Consider the following 19,598-nt stretch of genomic DNA (forward strand, 5'->3'; position numbering starts at 1 on the left):
AGCATCCGGCGACCACTCGGTCGCCGGTTCCCGGCTGGAACCGACTCCGCAAGCATCCGGCGACCCCCGAGGTCGCCGGTTCGGTCTCGCGTTCGAGACGGTTCTCGCCTCAGAGGCCGAGCGCGGCTGAGAGCGAGAGCCCGCTCGCGAGCGCGCAGACGAGGTAGCCGGCGATGGCGCCGCCGTTCAGGAGCGGGAGGCCGGCGTGCGCGCGCCCCTTGAGGACCATCCAGAGGAGGACGACGAGCCCGACCTGGGTGCCGACGAGCGCGCCGAGCGCGGGGAGGTTCGCCGTGACCAGCGGCAATCCGAGGTCGGGGAGCGGTCCGTTCGGGACCGCGGTGTGGAAGTGCGCGGCGCTCGCGACGAGGATCGTCGGCATCACGGCGTCGCCGAGCCCGACGAAGAACGCGTCGCGCTGGAGGACGTCGTCGTCCTCGGGCGCGTCGGTGCCGTCAGTCGTTTCGGCGTCTGTCTCGCCGCGGTCTTCCGTCGCGTTGGCGTCCGCAACGCTGCCGTCCGCAACGCCGCCGTCGGCCGCCGGCTCCGCGTCGTCGTCGCTCGTGTCGACGCTATCCGGTGACTCCATGTCGAGGAAGGAGAAGGAGAGCGTGGTCGGGATGACGAGGATGACGGGGACCTTCATGTCCATCACGCCGTCGGCGAGGTCGAGCATGTGCTCGGTGCCGTACACCGATATCGCGTCGTAGACGGCGAGGACGACGAGGAGGACGAGCGTCGGGAGCAGGCCGAAGCTGATGCCGAACAGGCCGGCGGCGGCGCCGCCCATGAGAACGCCCGCGGTGTCGATGACGTACCACTCCGGGTAGGCGACGAGGGCGACGCCGACGAGCGCCGCGAGAGCGAGCCCGAACGGGCTCGGGACGAGGACGTCGAACACCTGCCAGGCGAGGCCGGCGCTCGCGAGTACCACGAACCCGCGCACGATCCAGTCAAGGTCGTACTTGAACGCCGCGAGCATCAGCGCCGTCATCACGAGTATCGCGGCGACGTAGACGATCGAGTTCGAGATGCTGTCGGGGTTCTGCGTGAACGCCTTGTCCGCGGCTTCCAGCGGCTCGACGAGCATCAGGGCACCGAGCTGGACGCCGAGGAACAGCGCCATCGTGAACGCGACGGCGGCGTAGACGCGCGTACGGGCTTCCATGCCCGCGAGTATCAACTGCGGCCGGGAGTACGTTTCCCTTCGCGTCGCCGCCATCGAGTCACGGGCGTCGACCCGGTTTCGGCGACCGGCCGGCGCCGTACTCAGCGCGCGTACAGTTTCTCGCCGAGGAGGAGCGCGGGCCGCCCGTCGTCGGCCGTCACCGCGACGTACGGCCGGCCGACGGGGCCGAACACGTCGACGACGCGCCCGACCTCGTCCAGGTTCTCGTCGACGACGCCCGCGCCGATGCGCGGCGGGTCGTCGTCGCTCGCGCGAGCGATCGCGAGCCCCTGCGCGACCCTGACGACCTCGCCGACGCGCTTCATGCTGACTCCACCTCGAGAGCGAGCGTCCGTACCGACTGCTCTTCGAGAGCGGGCGTCCGTACTGACTCGACCCCGAGAGCGGGCGTCCGTACTGACTCGACCCCGAGAGCGGGCGTCCGTACTGACTCGACCCCGAGAGTGGGCGTCATTCTCGGAGCGCGTTCACGTAGGCCGCGGCTGCCTGGACGATGTCGTTCTTCGCGTCGGCGTCGGGGTTCTTCACGAGGACGCGGCCTCGCTCCCGGTGGCTCTCGCGACTGTAGTTCCGGTCTCGTTCCACGATGACGTCGTACCCGACCTGCTGGACGGCCTTCGCGATCTCGTCGACCTCGGGGTCGGCGACCGCGAGGTCCACGGGGACGCGCCGGCCGTCGGCTCGGGAGAGTTCCGCGTCGAAGTACGCGGGATAGAGGACGTTCTCGACCATACCCGCCGGTCCGGTCGGCTGACTTACAACCTTTCCGGAATCGCGGGTCGGAGAAAGGGACTGGAAGGCGGTGATTCAGTCGCGGCGTGCGAGCGCGCCGACGACGAGGACTGCGGCAGCCAGCAGTGCGACGACCGGCCCGAAGCCGGGCGTGGCGCCGTCGTCGGTCACCGTCGTCGTTCCGGCGACGCCGGTCGTCTGCGCGTCGTCGTCCGTGCTATCGCCGTCGTCGGACGTCGTCGCGGTGGGCTCCGTCTCGAGGTGCGCGTAGATGTCGGCGTTCACCTGGACGGTCCCGCGGAGGCTCTCGTTCGCTTCCTCGTAGGACTCGGGGTACCACGTCTTCGCGAGGTGCCGGACCGCGAGGGCGACGCGGGGCGCGGGCTGACTGATCTGGTTGCGGTCGACCGCGACGAGGTTCCCCTCCTGGACGGCGGTGGTCTGGTTCCACGCGGCGTTCTTCGGGATCGCAGCCTCGGTGCCAGGGTAGACGATCCAGTCGACGCTGAGGTTCGCGACCGTCTCGGGGTTGATGGGCGCGTACCCGCTCGGCGGGAACTCGACGACGCCGACGGCGAGGTTGTTCCCGCCGGCGGCGGTCAGGCCGGAGTGGATGAACGTGTTCTCGCCGGCGGTGTACCCGTACAGCGAGTAAAGGAAGTTCCGGGGCTCCTCGCCCTCGGTGGCGTTCTGAACGATCGCCATCTCCTCTTTCATCCAGCGGACGGACTCGACGGCGGCGTCGCACTCGCCGACGAGGCGGCCGGTGCTCGCGACCTTGTCGTAGACGTCGTCGACGCTCTCGGAGTTGTTGAAGTAGTAGACGGTGACGCCGGCGTTCCGGAGCGCGGACACCGTCTCGGGGTCGGTGACGTTCTCGGCGAGCACGACGTCCGGGTCCTGCGCGACGACCTTCTCGACGGAGATGCGCGTCTGGCCGGCGCCGGAGACGTTCGCCTTCGCGGTCGCGCCGTCGAGGTACGCGGCGAACTGCGTGACGCCGACGACCTTCGACTGGGCGTCTAGCTCCCACATCGTCTGGGCGCTCGCGGGCCCGAGCGTGACGACGCGCTCGGGTTCCTCCGAGACTTCGACGGTCGACCCGCTGGCGTCGCGGAGCGAAAGCGGGTACGAGCAGGGTTCGGCTGCGGTCGCACCGACCGACGCGTGCGTGGCGCCGGAGTCGGCGAGCGATTCCGTCGCACTCCCGGTCGACGCGCCGACCGCCCCGGCGACGGGCGTGGCGACGAGCGCGAGCGCGAAGAGAACGGAACAGGCTGCTTGCGTGCGTGTCATCGTGGATACGTCCACGCTTATGCAACAAGTATTTGGCTAAAGCAAGTAGAGTTGGTATCCATGCGAGTGGGCGCAACCGCGACCGCGTACTCGACGGCCCTCTTCGCCGGCCTCCTCGCCACGGTCGCCGGCGCCGCCACCGTCGGGCCCGTCACCATCCCCTACGGAACCGTCGCGAAGGCGCTCCTGAACGCCACGCCCGTCCCCGTCGGCGTCACGCTCCAGGGCGGAATTGACGTCGCCCTCGCTCACCCCTTCGCGTTCGACGTCGACAGGACCCAGCAACTCATCGTCGTCGGCGTCCGCGGCCCGCGCATCGTCCTCGCAGCGATCGTCGGGTTCGCGCTCGCCGCCGCCGGCACCGTCATGCAGGGGTTCTTCCGGAACCCGATGGCGGACCCGAGCATCGTCGGCGTCTCCTCCGGCGCCGCCCTCGGCGCCGTCGCCGCCATCACCGCACCAGCGGCCGTCACCGCAGTCACCGCGCCACTCGGCCTCCCCGCCGGCGTCGGCATCCAGACCGCCGCGTTCGTCGGCGCGATCGTCGCCGCCTTCCTCGTGTACGCGATCGCGACCGAGCGCGGCCGGACGCCCGTCGCCACCCTCCTGCTCGCGGGCGTCGCCATCCAGACGTTCCTCGGCGCAGTCGTCTCCTTCCTCCTCATCTACTCCGGCCAGAGCATCCGCCGCGCGATCTACTGGCTCATGGGCGACCTCAACAACGCCGCCTGGGGCGACGTCGCCGTCGCCGCACCCGTCGTGCTCGTGCTCTTCGCCGCACTCCTCCCGTTCTCCCGGGACCTGAACGTCCTCCTGCTCGGCGAGGAGGACGCACGGACGCTCGGCATCGAGGTCGAACGCACCAAGCGCGTGCTGCTCGCGCTCGGGAGCGTCGTCACCGCCGCCGCCGTCGCCGTCGCCGGCATCATCGGGTTCGTCGGCCTCGTCGTCCCGCACGTCGTCCGCCTCGTCGTCGGGCCCGACCACCGCGTCCTCCTGCCGACGAGCGCACTCGCCGGCGCGATCTTCCTCGTCGCCACCGACACCCTCGCGCGCTCGACCGCCGCCGCCCTCCCCGTCGGCGTCGTCACCGCGGCCGTCGGCGCCCCGTTCTTCCTCTTCCTCCTCCGTCGCAGGGAGGTGCACGAACTATGACCTGCGCCCCGACAGCACCGTTGCGCACCGCCGACCTGGAGGTGCAGTCGGTATGATCCGCACCGCCGACCTGGAGGTGCAGTCGGTATGATCCGCGTGGAAGACCTCACGGTCTCGCTCGGCGACCACGAGGTACTCGCGGACGTCTCGATGGCGGTCGACGACGGCGAGTTCGTCGGCCTCGTCGGCCCGAACGGCGCCGGGAAGACCACGCTCCTGCGCTGTCTCTCCGGCGTGCTCTCGCCCGACAGCGGGGTCGTGACGGTCGACGGCGATCCCGTCGTGGGACTCGGTGCGCGCGAATCCAGTCGCCGCATCGCCATCGTTCCACAGGACACCACGCTCGCGTTCGACTTCTCCGTGCGCGACGTCGTCGACATGGGTCGCACCCCGCACCGCGGCCGGTTCGAGCGCGCCAGCGTCGAGGACCGCGACGCCGTCGATCGCGCGATGGCGCGCACCGACGTCGCGCGGTTCGCCGACGACTCCATCCAGGCGGTCAGTGGCGGGGAACGCCAGCGCGTCGTCCTCGCGCGAGCGCTCGCCCAGGAGGCGCCCGTGCTCTTGCTGGACGAACCGACCGCGAGCCTCGACGTCAACCACCAGATCCGCACGCTGGATCTCGTCGCTGACCTCGTCGACGACGGTCGGACCGCGGTCGCCGCCATCCACGACCTCAGCCTCGCCGCTCGCTACTGTGACCGACTCGTACTCCTGGCCGACGGCGGCGTCCTCGCCGCCGGCCCACCCGAGCGCGTGCTCGAGCGGACGACGGTCGCGGACGCGTTCGACGCCGACGCAGCGGTCGTCGACGACCCCGTCACTGGGACGCCTGCGGTCACGCCACTCTCGGATCCCGGCTGGACGCTCGACGCCCACGTCCACGTCGCCGGGACCGGCGCCGACGCCGGACGCGTCGTGACGACTCTCGCCGCCGCCGGAGCGACCGTCACCGCCGGCCCCGTCCCGGAAGGCGACGCCGTCGCGACCGCCGCGAGCGGCGTCGACGCACCCGTCGTCACCGTTCCGGCGTTCGAGGGCGTCGACGACGCGAGCCGTCGCGCCGTCGTGGAACACGCGACCGCCGCAGACGTCGCACTCGCCGCTGGCACCGTCCCCGACGCTGCCCTCCGTGCACTCCCCGACGGCACGCGACTCCTCGTCACTCCCGACGCGATCCTCCCCCACGACGACGCATCGCGCCTCGGCGACGACGACGCGTCTACGGACCTCGAGCGCGTGGCAATCGAGGACCTCGGTGCTGGCATCGCCGACGACCGGGTCATCGTCGTCGACGATATTCGCGACCGGCTTTCCACGGTCGCTGACGGCCCCGAGCGCACCGGTAGCTACGACCGAACTCGACGCGACGAGTGACCGCGACGCGGTCCCGACCCGCTCCGTCGAATCGTCGCGACGAGTCGATACACCGAAACGTGATTTATCTGGCGGACGCACTCACGGTCGTGTCCCGGACGCTCCCCGCACTCGCAGTCGCCGCCCTCATCGTCCTCTCGGGGTGCGCCACGTTCGGTGGCGTGAGCACCACTCGCGAGGCGTTCGACGTCACCGACACGTCGACGGACGAACCGACGACGCCAGACGGCCCGGTCGACGGACCACCGGTAATCGCGTTCGACCCCCTCCAGGACACCGCGCCCGAGCCGTTCGCGCTCGCAGAAGCTCACGAGGACAGTCTCCTCGGCCGTTCCTACACCGTCCAGTACGCGCACCGAGAGACGTACGTCAACGGCAGCCGTCGCCTGGTCCAGAACTGGACGACGACGTTCGGACGGAACCGGTCGACGTTCGTTCAGGATCGCTACTCCGCGCTCCAGAACGACAGCGTCCGCCAGCAGGTCTACGCGAACGGGACGCACGCGTGGGATCGCGAGTTCGAAAACGATCGACGGGCCGAGGAACCCCGAGTCCTCCGGAGCCCGACCGGTGACCGCCTCCCGCCGTCCCAGGTCGTGATGCGGGTCGCTCCCTTCGCGCTCCGGTCGGGCCTGCTCGCGATGAACGTCACCGACGTCACGAAGCTCGATACCACGCCGAGCGGCGTCGACGCCCCCGTTTTCGAGGTCGTGGGTAACGAGACGAGGATGCCGAACCCGTACGGTAACGAGACCACGAACGCGTCGTTCACGCTGTTCGTGACCGAATCCGGACGCGTGATCGAGTTCGCGTACGAGTACACGTACGAGCAAGACGGGAACAGGATCCACGCGTCGACGCGCATCGAGTACCGCGACGTCGGGACGGCGACCGTCATTCGCCCCGAGTGGGTGCCCGGGAATGCAACTCCCGCCAACGACGCACACGTCGACGAAGACACCGATCCCGTCGCGTCCACGACCGGACCCGTTGACGGTGCAGCGTTCCACGCGACCGACGCCAGCGCACTTGCAGCACCGTTCACGACGCCAGCCGGTCTCTCGACGCGGCGTGCGCGATGCATCGAAGCGCCCCCTGGGTTACGTTCGGCGCGCGTTTGACTTATCCCAATAGAGTTTGCATCGTGGACTGAATGCCGTGGTATGAGGACTTCGTCGTCGAAGACGCTCGTAGTAATTGCACTCGCAGGCTGCGCCGTCGTCGCACTCGCTGGCTGTAGCGCGCTCTCCGACAATCGTCAGACCCGGACCGCGCTCGACGTGAACGACTCCGAGTGCACCGCCCGGGAAGCCGTCCGGAACGGATCCGTCGTCGCGTTCGACGCTGCCCGCGACCACGCCCCCGACCCCGACGTCCTGGCGTCTGCGCACCGCCGCGCACTCGCGGAGCGCTCCTACACCGTCTCGATCAGTACTGAGATGACGAACCGGAGCGGTATCGTCGTCCGGTCCACCCGCACGTCGACGATTGCGAGCGACCACTCGCGGTACCGCACCGTCGCACACGCGAACTACAGCGACGATCGACAGTCCACCGTTCGGACGTACGCCAACGGAACGCACGTCTGGAAGCGGTACGTCGGCCCGAACACGGACGAGGTCAGGCTCCGTTCGTCCGTCGGCCAGGTCGTCCCCCCGGCGGCACAGAACGAGACCGGTATCGACGAGATCCTCGACGGCCTCTACGAGACCAACGTCACCGACGTCGTTCAGGTCGACGCCCCCCGTGCGGCCGTGGACGGGGACGTGTACAGGATGTACGCGAACGAGAGCGTTCGCGCCGGCACGACCGACGAGGACGTCGCGCACGCACTCACCGTCACCGAGTCCGGCCGCATCCTCACCTACGACTACCGATACGATACGCAAGACGTCGACGGACGGAACGTAACGGTCCACGTCCGCGTCGAGTTCCACGCCGTCGATGCGACGACCGTCACTCCCCCCGAGTGGGTGCCCGAGAACGCCACCGATGCGGACGCAACCGATGCGAACGTCACAAATGCGGACGCCACCGATGCGGACTACTCTCGCCGAACCTCGATTACTGGATTCGACGCCCGTACGTCCCATTCCACGGGTTTCGAGCGCTCTCGTCCCGGAACTGCTCCTCGACCGAGACCGACTGTTTTCGTATAGCGGAATATGGTTTACGAGACTGGCTTCGGACGCACTATTACTCTAAGATCGAATAAATATTCGACTCGTAGACGTCCCTGATTCGGGATCCCCAGTCGTGCGTGTAGGTGTCGATGACGTCGCTCGCGACGTCCCCGCGGAGGTACTTCACGACGCCGCGGTCGCCGGTGCGGTCCCGGAGGTGCGTGGTGAAGAAGTGCCGGAAGTAGTGGGGAGTGACGTTTTCGCTCGCCCCGCCACCGGTCCGGTACCAGCCTGCGTCCCTGGCGTGCCTGGTGACGAACGACCGGACGCCGGACGCGGTCAGTCGAGCGCCCCAGTCCTGGCTCGTGTCGACGAACAGCGGCTCTGCGGGCGACCTGGCGTCCGGTCGAATCGCGAGCCAGGCCGCCAGTACCCGCTCGAGTTCCGCGTCGACGGGCACCACGGTGTCGCGCTTTCGCTTGTTGGATTCGTATCGCTCCTCGCCGTTCACGACCGCCCCACGAACGGGTTCCGCCGGAACGAAGATCGACGCCCCGCGACCCTGGAGGTGAACGCGCGGTTCGACGTCGAACGCCGCTCTCGCGTCCGAATCCGGCAGGTGGAGGTCGCGCAGGTCTAGGTTACAGCACTCGCCGACGCGCAGCCCCGTCTTCAGGAGCGTCACGACGACGGCTCGTTCCAGCGGATGCCGGATGCCCTGCACGAACCCGCGGACGTCCGCCAGGGAGAGGTCGCGTCGCGTCGGATCCGGGTCGATCGCCTCGTCCATCTCCTCGACGACGAGCGACATCGGGTTCTCCGCGAGCTCGCCGACCTGACTCATGTACGCGTAGAACCGATGGACGTAGGACGCGTAGGACGCGACCGTACTCGGTGCGCGTTCGTTGCGCATCTCGTGCACCCACGCCATGCACTCGCGACGATCCGCACTCGACGGTGTCGCGGCCTCGCCGCCTGGGCCGCGCTCGGGGTTCGCGAGGAACGCCTCGAACTCCCGCAGGACGCGCTCGTAGGACGCACGCGTCCGTTCGGACTTCCCGTGGAAGCGCTGATCCTCGAGGTATCGGTCGATGAGGTCCTGCTCGCCCGCCGCAGCGTCCGGATCCGCGTCCGCGTTCGTCTCGCTCATTCCTCGATCGCCCCGGAACCGCCGGTTCGGTCGCTCGCGACGGCCTGGTAGCCGCCGTTTCGGCCGCTGTACACTACTCGATTGTCCGCCTGAAGCGCCTGGAGCGCGTCCTCGAGCCGGGTTTCGACGTCGTCGGTGACTGCCTCAAGGAGCTCGTCCCACGACCGTGTCTCTTCGCGGAGGAGTTCGAAGACGCGGTCCTCGAACTCGCTCCCGTCACCGGCGTCGCTGCCGTCGCCGTCGTCCGGAGTCGAACGCCCCTCGCCCGTCCCCTGGTCGCCGTCGCGTTCGGGGAACGGGTCGACCGCGAAGTCTCGCCGTCCGGCCTGCACCATCGTCCGGACGTACTCGCTCTGACTCATCCCGAGGGCCTGGGCGTGTGCCACCCACTCGTCTTTCTGGTAGCGCGGGACGTACGTCTTCACGACCGTCCGGTCGACGTCGGGTTCACTCATCGCGCTCACCCCGCGGGATCGAACCCGGTTTCGAGCCCGCAACCCCTGGGGTTCGGGCCTCGAAGACGGGGTTGCACGAACGGGGGTTCCAGGGGGCCGATTGGAGCCCATACCGTCCGTCGAACACGCCATCGTACCCGTCGGTCGCGAACGGACACGCTGCACCCTGCTCGAGGCCGACTGGACCCCACCGAAACGGCAGGTCCGGACTATTATCTGTATCTGATAGTTCGATCCCCCACCCACGAGGACGTCCACGTTCGGTCACGCTCGACCCCTCGAACCCCACCCACAAGTATCTAATGCCACAGTAAGAGATAAAAGACCTTATGCTCGCTGTTGGCACCAGAAACACCACCGGCAGAGTGCAACATCTCTTGCTGTAGCACTGCTATCTTGGCGTTGTGGTGCCGCTATAGCGGATATTAATATCGGTCGTGGCGTGTCTGCGTGGCCCTATTCAGCGCCGGGTCTGCACGGACGGGATGCACTCTCCCCTCTCAGCTCGCGGACTGGATTCATAACGAATCAGATATCTCGACCGACTACGGTGTCGACTCTGCATGGCCCACGTCCGGATATGGGGCCTCGGGATTTCAGGGAGACTTGGGTCGTAGAGTGGCGGGCGTGGTACTTCAAGAATCGAGGTCCTCGACCTGCGAATGCGTTGCACCGAACGAGGGGGCCAGAGGCGGTTCAGGGATGCCGTTGGCAAGAAGTCTCCCGACCATCCCATCGACCCCGTTCAAACGCGCTGCCGGGCCTTTCAGGCCCGGTTCTATCGGTCGTCCGCCTGGGGCAGCGGCGGCGACGACACATCTGTGATCGTTCGCGATGTGGTTCCGTCGAGTCCGCTCGTCTCTTGTCGGGTTCGTTCGGCCCCTGTCGAGTCCGCTCGACTGGTATATCTGAAGGTGAGGTCGGGTTGTCGTGGATTCTTGCAGCGACCGGACGGTCCACACGCCCCTCGTAAATCCCATACTGCTATATCTTCCAGCACGTCCTGGGGGCGGGTGTGCCCGTCGAACCCCATCGAGACGAGTATCGCCTGCAGCATCTTTATCTGCGAATTCTGGGACGATTCTATATGGCGACCCAGCCGCCGTTCCCGCTCGACCGACGCCGACTCGGATGGTGGCTCGTCGGCGCCTTCGTCGCAGCCATCGTCGTCCTGTTTCTCTACTCGTTCGTCGGGACGTTCGTCTTCGGCCTCTTCGTCTACTACGGAGCGCTCCCGATCTTCCAGCACCTCACGGACGCACTCGACTCGCGCGACCTCGCCGCGACGGTGACGCTCCTGTTCATCGTCATCCCGACGCTTTCGATCATCGCCTACGCCGGCTACGTCGCGTACACCGAGATCGCCGCCACGCTCGGCCCGGACGCCGTTTCCCTCCTCCTGGACCGGATCCCCGGCAACCAACAGTCCGTCGCCGACGCCCTCCAGAGCATCCCGAGCACCCTCCAGCGCGTCGACCAACTGTCACAGGTCCAGGAAGGCCTCAACGCGGTGCTCGGCCCGCTCGCGATACTCTCGAACGTCCTCCTCCACTTCACGCTCGCGTTGACGTTCGCGTTCTTCCTCTACCGGGACGGGGACCGCGTTCGGGAGTGGTTCACGACCGAAGTCGGCGGCCGCGACACCGCCGCGTACTCCTTCGTCTCCGGCATCGACGCCGACCTCGAGGTCGTCTACTTCGGGAACGTCCTCACAGTCATCTCCGTCGCGATCGCCGCCATCCTCATGTACAACGGCTACAACCTGATCGCGCCGTCGGCCGTCGCCCTCCCGTTCCCGACGCTCCTCGGGCTCCTCACCGGCCTCGCCACGTTCGTGCCGCTCGTCGTCGGGAAGCTCGTGTACGTCCCGGCGGCCGCGTTCCTCGGCTGGCAGGCAGCGAGAGCCGACGGCGCCCTCCTCGTATACCCCCTCGGGTTCCTCGTCGCGTCGTTCCTCGTCCTCGACATCGTCCCGCAGTCGATCGTCCGACCGTACATCTCCGGACAGAGCCTCCACAAGGGCGCAGTCCTGTTCGCGTACATCCTGGGCACGGCGTTGTTCGGCTGGTACGGCCTGTTCCTCGGCCCGTTCTTCCTCGTCGTCGTCGTCCAGTTCGCGAACGTCATCCTCGGCGACCTCCTCAACGGACTGCCGTTCTCCCCGCAGCCGACGGACGCGATGACGCTCGGCACTGACCCCGAAGGTGCGAGAACCGAAACGCCGGACGCGGCGTCCGGCGCGGAGGCACCGTACGACGCCGACGAGACGCCCGACGCCACCGCGGACGCGACCGACGAGACACGGCCCGAACCCGGCGACACGGGTGACGACTCCCCCAGAGATGGCGACGAGCACGCCAGCGACGGGTGACCGTGCGTGCGCGTCGGAATCCTTCGAGGCAGTAGCTCGAGGTAGAGGTACTGAGACGGGCTCGGTCAGGGTCGAGGAGTCGATAGCGCAGGCGGCTACTGGACGACGAGTTCGGAGTCGAGGTCGGACGTCTCGAACAGGTCGATGGCGCGCTCGGCGGCGTCGTCGGTCTCGGCCGTGTTCGCCATCAGGACGGTCTCGCTCGGGAACAGGCGCTCGCCGAGTTCGAGGCCGTGGTCGCGCGCAGTCGACCCGCTCATCGTGAGGTAGACGCCGAGGCCGGACGCCGCGATGGCGGCCTCCTCCTCCCGGTCTTCGGCGGCGTACGTGAACGTCAGGTCCTCGACGACGTCCGTCCCGAGCACGGCCTCGACGAGGCGCTCGTAGCGCGGCGAGATGCAGAGGTCGCCCGCGTAGTCCGCGAGGAACTCGCGGTCGAGCGGCGACCCGCCGCCGGCGTCGATGGCGTCGGGCGTCCCCATCAGCGTGTGGTAGACGGTGTCGCCGAGGCCAGTGACGACGCGGACGTCCGTGTCGTGCGGGTCGATGCGTTCGTTCACGCCGGAGAGATCCTCGAGTGGGTCGGCGGTCAGGCCGACGACCTCCTCGAGGACGAGGTCGGCGCTGTCGAACCCGAGCGCGAACGAGTGCGTGCGCAGCGACCGGAACGGCTCCTCGCGACCGACCAGTCGAATCCGGAGGTCGTCGGTCGCGAACGTCACGCTGTCGAACACGACGCGACGCGGGAATCCCTCGCGGTCGTCCCGGAGGAGCGTGTACTCGGGCGCCGTCGCCGACTCGATGTCGCTGTACGCCCGCAGGCGCTGATACACGTCGCGATGCTCGCGCTTGGCGCCCTTCGTGATCGCTTTCTCGTAGCGGAGCGTCGAGATCACGTCGTCGGCGAGGTCGGTGTCGCCGGTCCGGGCCGCGAGCCGCTCCAGGACGGCCTCGAGTGGCCGTCCCTTGCGCGGGACCGCGACGGAGACGGTCGCTGTCATCACTCGTGAGGTATCGGCTCGACTGTAAACAGATTGCGTTTCCCGCGCGAACCGCCGCGAGTCGAGTACGGGGAGACCGGTCGACGGCGACCGCTAGGAGAACATCTCGCCGAGCTGGTCGCGCCACTCCTGGATCTCGGAGACGTCCTCGTCGAGCGCCTCGACGTCGTCGCGGAGTTCGTCGACGTCGTCGTCGAGTTCGGTGACGTCGCCTTCGACGTCGGCGACGCGGTCGGTGAACTGGTCGACGTGGTCGTCGACGGTCGTCTCGAGGTCCGAGACCTGGGTCTCGACGGCGTCGACGTCGGCGGACAGGTCGTCGGTGGTCGCTTCGAGGTCGTCGGCGGTCGCTTCGAGTTGGTCGGCCGTCGTCTCGAACTCGCTGGCGGTCGCTTCGAGGTCGTCTTCGAGGGCGTTCACGTCCGCGTCGAGGGCGTTCAGCCGGTCGTGGGCTTCCGCGCTCTCGTCGCCGAGTTCGTCGACGTCCGTCTCGATGGATTCGATGGCTTCGTCGTGCTCGCCGACGGCGCCCTGGATGGACTGGACGTCGTCGCGGAGCGCGCTCACCTCGTCGCTGTACTCCTCCAAGAGCTGCTGGGCGGTGCCCTCGTCGTCGAGGAACTCCTCCAGCGCGGTCGTGTACGCGGCGATCTCCTCGACGCGGGACTGGAGGTGTTCGACCTTTGCGACGTCGGGGCCGTCGACGTCGACGTCGAGGGCCTCCCGGAGTCGCGTGCGGGTCTCCTCGTCGACGTCGCCCGCTTCGAGTTCGTCCGCGAGCGCGCTCGCGACGGACTCCGGGGTCGCGTCGGCCGCCTCGGGCTCCTCGCTCGCGGCGCTCTCGTCGGTATCGGGCGTGACCGCGTCCCGGATGACGGCGAGGTCGTCCTCGTCGAGGTCGTCCTCGCGTACTTGGGCGGCGAGCGCCGCGGCCGCGTCCACCGGTTCCTCGTCACCGGTCTCGGGTTCGGCGTCGGTCTCGGAGACGGAATCCGCCCCGGGTTCGGCGGCCAACTCGGCCGGCTCGTCCGCCTCGACGGTTTCTTCGACGTCGGAGTCGAGGCCGTCGTCGGCGTCCTCTTCGCCCTCGGCGGCGGCACGTTCGGCTTCATCGTCCATTTCCTCGTCCGCCTCGGAGTCGCCGAGGTCCAGATCTTCGTCGGGTTCGGAGTCGCCGAGGTCCAGATCTTCGTCGGGTTCGGAGTCGCCGAGGTCCAGATCTTCGTCGGTCTCGGAGTCGCCGAGGTCGAGGTCGTCGTCCGACTCGGATTCGTCGGAGTCGTCGATGTCCAGTTCGATCTCGGGCTCGTCGTCGCCCGCGGTTTCGTCGGCGTCGGCCGCCGAATCGTCGCCGGCGTCCAGTTGCTCCTCGGCACTCCCCAGGTCCAGGTCGATCGCGGAGGCCTGCTCGTCGTCGCTGTCGGCTGCTTCCTCGTCGGCGTCGTCCTCGAGGCCGGGGACGGAGTCGCTCTCTCCCGCGATCATGTCCTTGACGACCTGGTTCGAGTCGTCGCCGACGATGTCGTCGATCGCGTTCTCCTCGGCCGCCTCGCCGTCGTCGGCGGCGTCCTCGGCGTCGGCGTCGACCTCCGTCACCGTCGGTTCGGTGAGGAACTGGGGGACGTCGCCCTGGGACTCGATGCGGATGCCGTAGACGGTGACGACCTCCTCGCCGGGTTCGATCGTGCGCTCGTACTCGACGTGGTGGTCCTGGAACGCCGTCCAGCTGTCGCTGTCGTAATCCGGGTGGAAGCCCACGCCGTCCATCGGGAAGTCCGACGGGATGTCCTCGTGGACGCGGACGGTCACGGCTTCGTCGCGGTTCGACGTGATGGAGAATCGAATCGCGGGTACGGGGAACTCGTCTGCCGCGAACGACTTCTCGACGGCGATGCCATCCGCGGACACCGCCACCGTGTCGTCCGGGTCGACCTGACTACTCATACCCCAACCGTATCCACAGCACCACCATAAAGGAAACGGGGGTCGAGGGTGGCGTGTTGACGCGTGTCGTCCCACCCGTGCTTTCGCTGGAGTATGCATCGACTACGCGTTGCATGGGGACCGCCGGCAGCCGGTCGGTCAGGCGGTCGGGCTGGCGGTCGACGGGTCTCGGGGTCGAGACCCAACGCTCTTGACGCGGCCACGCGGAGGCTTCGAGTATGACAGCGAGCGACTGGAGCGACTGGCTGCCGCGCGCGATCGCCGACGCCGACCCCGACGGCGTCGCGGTCTGGTACCTCGGCTGTAACGGCTTCGTCCTGAAGGGCGCCGAGGGAACGACGCTGTTCGTCGACCCGTACGTCGGCCTGGGCGACCCGCCGCGGACGATCCGCATGATTCCCGTTCCCTTCGACCCCGCGGACGTCGAGGTCGCCGACGCGGTGCTGGCGACCCACGAGCACACCGACCACGTCCACGGGCCCTCGCAGGCACCCATCCTCGCGAACACCGGCGCGAGCATGTACGCGCCCGCGGACAGCCTCGCGGTCGCCCGCGAGGACGAGGACTGGCCCGCCAACTACGACGTGGACGACGACCAGTTCTCGGAAGTCGACGTCGGCGACACCTTCGACGTCGGCGAGTTCACCGTCCACGTCGAGGTCGCGCACGACCCGGACGCCACCCAGCCAGTGAGTTACGTGATCGAGCACGACGCCGGGACGTTCTTCCACGGCGGCGACACCAAGCCCAGCGACGAGTTCGAGCGCGTCGGCGACGCGTACGACGTCGACCTGGGCGTGCTCGCGTTCGGCACCGTCGGCCAGATCCCGGACAAGGAGACGCGCGAACCGAAGCGCACGCGCTGGTACAACGACGAGAACCAGGTGATCGAAGCCGCGAACGACCTCCAGATCGACCGCCTCCTCCCGAGTCACTGGGACATGTGGAAGGGCCTCACGGGTGACCCGACGGTGCTCCACAGGCACGCGAACTCCTTCGCGTACCCGCGCTCGCTCGAAATCGCGGAGATCGGCGACCGCGTCGACCTGTAGCCCGCCCGCTCGCGTTCGGAAGCGAAGCCCGCCGGTCAGTCGGTCGGCGTCGCCCGCGAGTCGGGGAGTACTTTTGTCGTTCCCCGCCTTCCTGTCGGGACATGGCCTCGGTTCTCTCGGTGGCGTTCGCGCTCGCGGTTCTCCTCGTGGTTCTCGCATCGATCGTGGTCGTGGCACGCATCGACCGTCCCGCTGGTGCGTGGGGCGAGACGCTCCGGTCGCGGTTCGTGATGGGCGTCCCGTGGGGGACGCTCGTCGTCACCGGCCTCGTCCTGCTGTCGTACCTCGTTGTTCAGGACGGGATCGCGCAGTGGCACGACCCCGTCACGATCCCGTTCCGGTCGTGGTCGTGGTTCTACCCGACGGGCGTCGCGTTCGCGTCGTTCACGCACGTCGGGCCCGGCCACCTCGTCGGGAACCTCATCGGGACCGTCCTGTTCGGCGGCCTCGCCGAGTACGCGTACGGGCACTTCCCGACGAAGCGCGGGTCCCAGTCGTTCGCGAGCGCCACCTCGAACCCGTTCGTGCGCGCGCTCGTCGTCTTCCCCGCCGCCGTACTCGTCGGGGGCGTCCTCCTGGCGGCGTTCGGGCTCGGGCCCGTCATCGGGTTCTCCGGCGTCGTGTTCGCGTTCGCCGGGTTCGCACTCGTCCGGTATCCGATGACCACGATCGTCCTCGCCCTCGGCGGCCAGGGACTCCTCAGCACGATATACCGCGCGCTCCAGGATCCCATCGTAACGGCCTCGGTCTCCCCGTCCGGGCCGTCCGCGCCGTGGTGGGCGGGCATCGCCATCCAGGGGCACGCGCTCGGCCTCCTCCTCGGCGTCGTCGCCGCCGCCGCAGTGTTCAGTCGCCGGAAGGAAGGGCCGTCCGCGCTCAGGTTGTACGCCGGCGTGCTCTTCTTCGGGATCTCGAAGTCCCTCTGGGCGATCTACTTCATCGAGTCCAGCGACCGGTTCGTGCTGTTCCGCGCACCCGGCGTCGTCGCCGTGTTCCTGCTCGCGACGCTCGTCGCCGCCGCCGTCGCCAGCCGCGGCAACGGCACCGCGAACCCGCTACGCGCGCTCGAGGGCACCGGCTCGACGTGGCGGACGCTCTCGCTCGTCGCGCTCGTCGTCGTGTTCGGCATCGTCGCCGGCATGGCGCTCCCGACGAAGCTCAACACCGCACAGACCGACTCGGTCCCCGGCGAGAACCCCGTCGACGTCCGGGACTACACCGTCACGTACGCCGAGGACACCGAGTACTCGCTCGTCTCCGCCGTCGAAGTCCCGTTCGTCGACCTGCCGACGGAGAACGTCACCGCGTCGGGCGTCATCGTCGTCAGCGAAGCCAGGGGCGTCTGGTATCCCGTCGTCTCGAAGCAACAACTCGCGTTCCGCGGGCAGCGACAGGTCGGCGTCGGGGGCGTGACGTGGCGCGACTCAGTGCGGGCGATCCGCCGCGGCTGGTCCACGCAGGGCGGGGGAACCACGTACAAGGTGTGGCTCCAGCACCCCGAGGATCGGCCTCGACTCGCGTTCACGGCCGACCCGGCGACCGCCGAACCGATACTGGACGGGAAGAACGTCAGCGTCGCACCGGCCGCGGGCGGGTTCGACGTCGTCGTCTCGCGGAACAACTCGACGCTCGCGCGCGCCGGCATGCCGTCGGCGGACGGGAACGTGACCGTCGCCGGCATCACGTTCGACCGAGCGGGCCGGCACGTGTACGCCGTCGTGAACCACACGCGCGTGAAGGTGTTCACGAAAGAGCAGTACGGTCGGAATCGCGCGTCTGCGATCGGTCCCGGTCCCGCCGACCTGGTCTACGTCGACCAGTCGATCCGGTACGCCTCCGCGTCTACGACCGCGCGGTCCGCGTCGTGGAACTCGAACTGGTTGTCGACGTCCAGTTCCACGGCGAAGGCGTCGGTCACCTCGCCGCCGGCGTCGGCGACGTAGGACTCGACGAACTCGCGACTCCCGGCGTTGTGGACGGTGTAGGAGACGCTCGCGACGGCCGCGATCTGGTCGAGGAACGCGCGGTCGGCGTGCTCGTTCCCGTCCTGTGCGCCGAATGGCGGATTCGAGAGGACGACGACGTCGGAGACGTCGAGTGGGAGGTCGGTGGCGTCGCCGACGACCCACTCGACCTCGGCGGTCGCACCGACTCGACTGGCATTCTCGCGAGCGGTTCGGAGCGGTGCGGGGTCGACGTCGACGCCAATGACGCGACGTGGGCCGCGGAGTGCGGCGGCGAGTGCGAGCATTCCGGTGCCGGCGCCGAGGTCGAGGACGTTCGCGTCCGCGAAGTCGCCGCGTTCGTCGGCGACGTGGACGAGCGAGGCGGCGACTTCGGCGGACGTTGCGTACTGTTCCAGAGACGCGGTCGGGTCCTGGAAGTCCTGGACGACGCCGAGCCGGCGTGCGAGCGCGCGACGTGTTCCCATCGCTCGACTACTCGTCGTCGAGCGTGATGGGTGCGTCGAGTTCGAACGCGAGGCCCTCGCGGCGTGCACGTTCGGCACAGGCGGCGAGCGCGGGCCGGACCTTCTCGGCGTCCGGGACGCTGTCGCACGTGACGGTGACGCTGCTCGCGCCGAGGAACGCGGCGGCGCGGACGTGGCCGCGGATGCGGTCGGCTTCGTCCTGCGTGGCAAGCGAGCAGTCGTCGTCGAAGCACGCCCGGATGTCGAGCGCGGACGGGGCGTACCCCTCGGTGGCGAGTTCGCGCTTCAGGTCTCGGAGGTACTCTGGCGCGGTCGATTCGAGCGTGTCCGCTTCGATGCGGACTGGAGTGACGTCTTCGGGGCGACAGCGTTCGATGGTCCGTTCGACGTTGGGCGTGGGACTCGCACTCATTCTACCACTGCATACATACTGGGTATACAAAAGACTTTGTTTATGCTCAGTAGTAATTCTTGAGCAGGTGTCTCGGTCGATTCAGTTACGGATTACCGACCCGTGAGAGAATGGAACACACTTATTATTGCGGCATTGAACGTTCTTGTATGAACGATTGCCCACGCTGTGGCTCTCCCCTGAGCCACTACGCCCTCGCAGACGGGGAAGCGTACGGCTGTGACTCCTGTGGGTGGGTGGGGGTCGACGTGGAGCACCGGAGCAAACCGGCGAAACTCGAATCCTGGCACGACGCCATCACGCGCTTCGAAGCCAAGTTCGCCGCCAACGGCAACGACGACGCCGTGCGCAACCTCGAACGCGTCCGCGACTCCGTCCCCGTCCCCGCAGACGAACCCGAAGGCGAACCCGAACCGATCGTCGACCGGGTCCCCGCCGACGCCGACGCCGACACAGAAGCCGACGCCGCCGACACCGATGAACCCGACGACGAAGACGACCCCGTCGAACACGACGGCGTCGAGGAACGTCCCGAAGCGGACGAAGACGACGTCGCGTCGACCGACGATGATCCGAGCGACGCGACAGCCGACGGAGCGACCGATACCGGCGGCAGGGACGACCCCGACGAATCGGCCGATATGGTCAACGAGGACGACTCCGACGGAGCGACCGATACCGGCGGCGAGGAAGCCTCGCATGGGGCCGACGGACAGGACGACCAGGACGGCGAGCGCGAGGTCGATGCGGACGACTCGAACGACGGCATCGAGGAAGACGCCCAACCCGAAGCCGCCTGATCGACCGCATCGTCCCACCGACCGGGTTTCTCCACGTACTCAGGACTCATCGTCGTCGCGTCGCTACGCGCTGTCGAAAATGCGGAAAGAGACCGCGACGTCGCAGCGAC

At 68.3% G+C, this 19,598-nt stretch carries 17 protein-coding genes and 1 pseudogene; 8 read left to right on the top strand and 10 right to left on the bottom strand.

From position 1 onward, the window contains the following. Positions 1-109 precede the first annotated feature (109 nt). The 4 genes from G9C85_RS01640 to G9C85_RS01655 form a co-directional block, all read right to left on the bottom strand. Entirely contained in the window at positions 110-1,168 is a 1,059-nt protein-coding gene (locus tag G9C85_RS01640) for a presenilin family intramembrane aspartyl protease PSH (protein WP_166036422.1), read from the bottom strand. Between the two features lie 101 nt (positions 1,169-1,269). Continuing rightward, positions 1,270-1,494, bottom strand: coding sequence for an H/ACA ribonucleoprotein complex subunit GAR1 (locus G9C85_RS01645; RefSeq protein WP_166036423.1), 225 nt, complete (start codon positions 1,492-1,494; stop codon positions 1,270-1,272). Between the two features lie 145 nt (positions 1,495-1,639). Continuing rightward, positions 1,640-1,921: a signal recognition particle subunit SRP19 gene (gene srp19, locus G9C85_RS01650; protein ID WP_166036424.1), complete on the bottom strand. Its 282-nt coding sequence runs from the start codon at positions 1,919-1,921 to the stop codon at positions 1,640-1,642. A 75-nt stretch (positions 1,922-1,996) separates the two neighbouring features. Further along, on the bottom strand, positions 1,997-3,217 hold the full coding sequence (locus G9C85_RS01655; RefSeq protein WP_166036425.1) for a PGF-CTERM-anchored ABC transporter substrate-binding protein: 1,221 nt from the start codon (positions 3,215-3,217) through the stop codon (positions 1,997-1,999). Between the two features lie 60 nt (positions 3,218-3,277). On the opposite strand from G9C85_RS01655, the gene btuC reads away from it, so the two are divergent. From btuC to G9C85_RS01675, 4 genes are all read left to right on the top strand, one after another. Continuing rightward, positions 3,278-4,372 (top strand): vitamin B12 ABC transporter permease BtuC, encoded by a 1,095-nt coding sequence (gene btuC, locus G9C85_RS01660; protein WP_166036426.1) that lies wholly within the window; start codon positions 3,278-3,280, stop codon positions 4,370-4,372. Between the two features lie 87 nt (positions 4,373-4,459). Beyond that, entirely contained in the window at positions 4,460-5,749 is a 1,290-nt protein-coding gene (locus G9C85_RS01665) for a heme ABC transporter ATP-binding protein (RefSeq protein ID WP_166036427.1), read from the top strand. Between the two features lie 59 nt (positions 5,750-5,808). Then, on the top strand, positions 5,809-6,870 hold the full coding sequence (locus tag G9C85_RS01670) for a hypothetical protein (RefSeq protein ID WP_205254294.1): 1,062 nt from the start codon (positions 5,809-5,811) through the stop codon (positions 6,868-6,870). A gap of 42 nt (positions 6,871-6,912) precedes the next feature. Then, positions 6,913-7,908 (top strand): hypothetical protein, encoded by a 996-nt coding sequence (locus G9C85_RS01675; RefSeq protein ID WP_166036429.1) that lies wholly within the window; start codon positions 6,913-6,915, stop codon positions 7,906-7,908. 37 nt (positions 7,909-7,945) lie between these two features. On the opposite strand, the gene G9C85_RS01680 is transcribed toward G9C85_RS01675, so the two are convergent. Further along, complete coding sequence (locus G9C85_RS01680) at positions 7,946-9,022, bottom strand: tyrosine-type recombinase/integrase (protein ID WP_166036430.1); 1,077 nt, start codon at positions 9,020-9,022, stop codon at positions 7,946-7,948. Next, positions 9,019-9,477 carry a DUF5805 domain-containing protein gene (locus G9C85_RS01685; RefSeq protein WP_166036431.1) on the bottom strand — a complete coding sequence of 153 codons (459 nt, stop codon included), beginning with the start codon at positions 9,475-9,477 and terminating at the stop codon, positions 9,019-9,021. The genes G9C85_RS01680 and G9C85_RS01685 overlap by 4 nt, the downstream gene beginning before the upstream one ends. Positions 9,478-10,564: 1,087 nt before the next feature. Between G9C85_RS01685 and G9C85_RS01690 the strand changes: the two genes are divergently transcribed. Continuing rightward, the gene (locus G9C85_RS01690; protein WP_166036432.1) at positions 10,565-11,848 is read left to right on the top strand and encodes an AI-2E family transporter; all 1,284 of its coding nucleotides are present in this window, start codon (positions 10,565-10,567) and stop codon (positions 11,846-11,848) included. A gap of 95 nt (positions 11,849-11,943) precedes the next feature. On the opposite strand, the gene G9C85_RS01695 is transcribed toward G9C85_RS01690, so the two are convergent. Together G9C85_RS01695 and G9C85_RS01700 are read right to left on the bottom strand one after the other, a co-directional pair. Beyond that, positions 11,944-12,849 (bottom strand): hypothetical protein, encoded by a 906-nt coding sequence (locus G9C85_RS01695; protein WP_166036433.1) that lies wholly within the window; start codon positions 12,847-12,849, stop codon positions 11,944-11,946. A 93-nt stretch (positions 12,850-12,942) separates the two neighbouring features. Then, positions 12,943-14,793, bottom strand: coding sequence for an AAA family ATPase (locus G9C85_RS01700; protein ID WP_166036434.1), 1,851 nt, complete (start codon positions 14,791-14,793; stop codon positions 12,943-12,945). Positions 14,794-15,011: 218 nt separating this feature from the next. Between G9C85_RS01700 and G9C85_RS01705 the strand changes: the two genes are divergently transcribed. Together G9C85_RS01705 and G9C85_RS18745 are read left to right on the top strand one after the other, a co-directional pair. Continuing rightward, positions 15,012-15,845: an MBL fold metallo-hydrolase gene (locus tag G9C85_RS01705; protein WP_166036435.1), complete on the top strand. Its 834-nt coding sequence runs from the start codon at positions 15,012-15,014 to the stop codon at positions 15,843-15,845. Positions 15,846-16,075: 230 nt separating this feature from the next. Then, positions 16,076-16,684 (top strand): annotated as a pseudogene (locus G9C85_RS18745) (rhomboid family intramembrane serine protease); the annotation flags it as partial. Positions 16,685-17,652: 968 nt separating this feature from the next. Here G9C85_RS18745 and G9C85_RS01710 read toward each other — a convergent pair. Further along, entirely contained in the window at positions 17,653-18,276 is a 624-nt protein-coding gene (locus G9C85_RS01710) for an METTL5 family protein (protein WP_166036436.1), read from the bottom strand. Positions 18,277-18,283: 7 nt separating this feature from the next. Beyond that, positions 18,284-18,688: a hypothetical protein gene (locus G9C85_RS01715; RefSeq protein ID WP_166036437.1), complete on the bottom strand. Its 405-nt coding sequence runs from the start codon at positions 18,686-18,688 to the stop codon at positions 18,284-18,286. 149 nt (positions 18,689-18,837) lie between these two features. Between G9C85_RS01715 and G9C85_RS01720 the strand changes: the two genes are divergently transcribed. Then, the gene (locus tag G9C85_RS01720) at positions 18,838-19,488 is read left to right on the top strand and encodes a zf-TFIIB domain-containing protein (protein ID WP_166036122.1); all 651 of its coding nucleotides are present in this window, start codon (positions 18,838-18,840) and stop codon (positions 19,486-19,488) included. Positions 19,489-19,598: the final 110 nt, after the last annotated feature.

This window comes from Halorubellus sp. JP-L1 (assembly GCF_011440375.1).
Taxonomy (GTDB): Archaea; Halobacteriota; Halobacteria; order Halobacteriales; family Natrialbaceae; genus Halorubellus.

Bases quoted from the DNA above. Each gene is read 5' to 3' on its own strand.
- G9C85_RS01640 (WP_166036422.1), bottom strand. From the start codon at position 1,168: ATGGAAGCCCGTACGCGCGTCTACGCCGCCGTCGCGTTCACGATGGCG.
- G9C85_RS01645 (WP_166036423.1), bottom strand. From the start codon at position 1,494: ATGAAGCGCGTCGGCGAGGTCGTCAGGGTCGCGCAGGGGCTCGCGATC.
- srp19 (WP_166036424.1), bottom strand. From the start codon at position 1,921: ATGGTCGAGAACGTCCTCTATCCCGCGTACTTCGACGCGGAACTCTCC.
- G9C85_RS01655 (WP_166036425.1), bottom strand. From the start codon at position 3,217: ATGACACGCACGCAAGCAGCCTGTTCCGTTCTCTTCGCGCTCGCGCTC.
- btuC (WP_166036426.1), top strand. From the start codon at position 3,278: ATGCGAGTGGGCGCAACCGCGACCGCGTACTCGACGGCCCTCTTCGCC.
- G9C85_RS01665 (WP_166036427.1), top strand. From the start codon at position 4,460: ATGATCCGCGTGGAAGACCTCACGGTCTCGCTCGGCGACCACGAGGTA.
- G9C85_RS01675 (WP_166036429.1), top strand. From the start codon at position 6,913: ATGAGGACTTCGTCGTCGAAGACGCTCGTAGTAATTGCACTCGCAGGC.
- G9C85_RS01680 (WP_166036430.1), bottom strand. From the start codon at position 9,022: ATGAGCGAGACGAACGCGGACGCGGATCCGGACGCTGCGGCGGGCGAG.
- G9C85_RS01685 (WP_166036431.1), bottom strand. From the start codon at position 9,477: ATGAGTGAACCCGACGTCGACCGGACGGTCGTGAAGACGTACGTCCCG.
- G9C85_RS01690 (WP_166036432.1), top strand. From the start codon at position 10,565: ATGGCGACCCAGCCGCCGTTCCCGCTCGACCGACGCCGACTCGGATGG.
- G9C85_RS01695 (WP_166036433.1), bottom strand. From the start codon at position 12,849: ATGACAGCGACCGTCTCCGTCGCGGTCCCGCGCAAGGGACGGCCACTC.
- G9C85_RS01700 (WP_166036434.1), bottom strand. From the start codon at position 14,793: ATGAGTAGTCAGGTCGACCCGGACGACACGGTGGCGGTGTCCGCGGAT.
- G9C85_RS01705 (WP_166036435.1), top strand. From the start codon at position 15,012: ATGACAGCGAGCGACTGGAGCGACTGGCTGCCGCGCGCGATCGCCGAC.
- G9C85_RS01710 (WP_166036436.1), bottom strand. From the start codon at position 18,276: ATGGGAACACGTCGCGCGCTCGCACGCCGGCTCGGCGTCGTCCAGGAC.
- G9C85_RS01715 (WP_166036437.1), bottom strand. From the start codon at position 18,688: ATGAGTGCGAGTCCCACGCCCAACGTCGAACGGACCATCGAACGCTGT.
- G9C85_RS01720 (WP_166036122.1), top strand. From the start codon at position 18,838: ATGAACGATTGCCCACGCTGTGGCTCTCCCCTGAGCCACTACGCCCTC.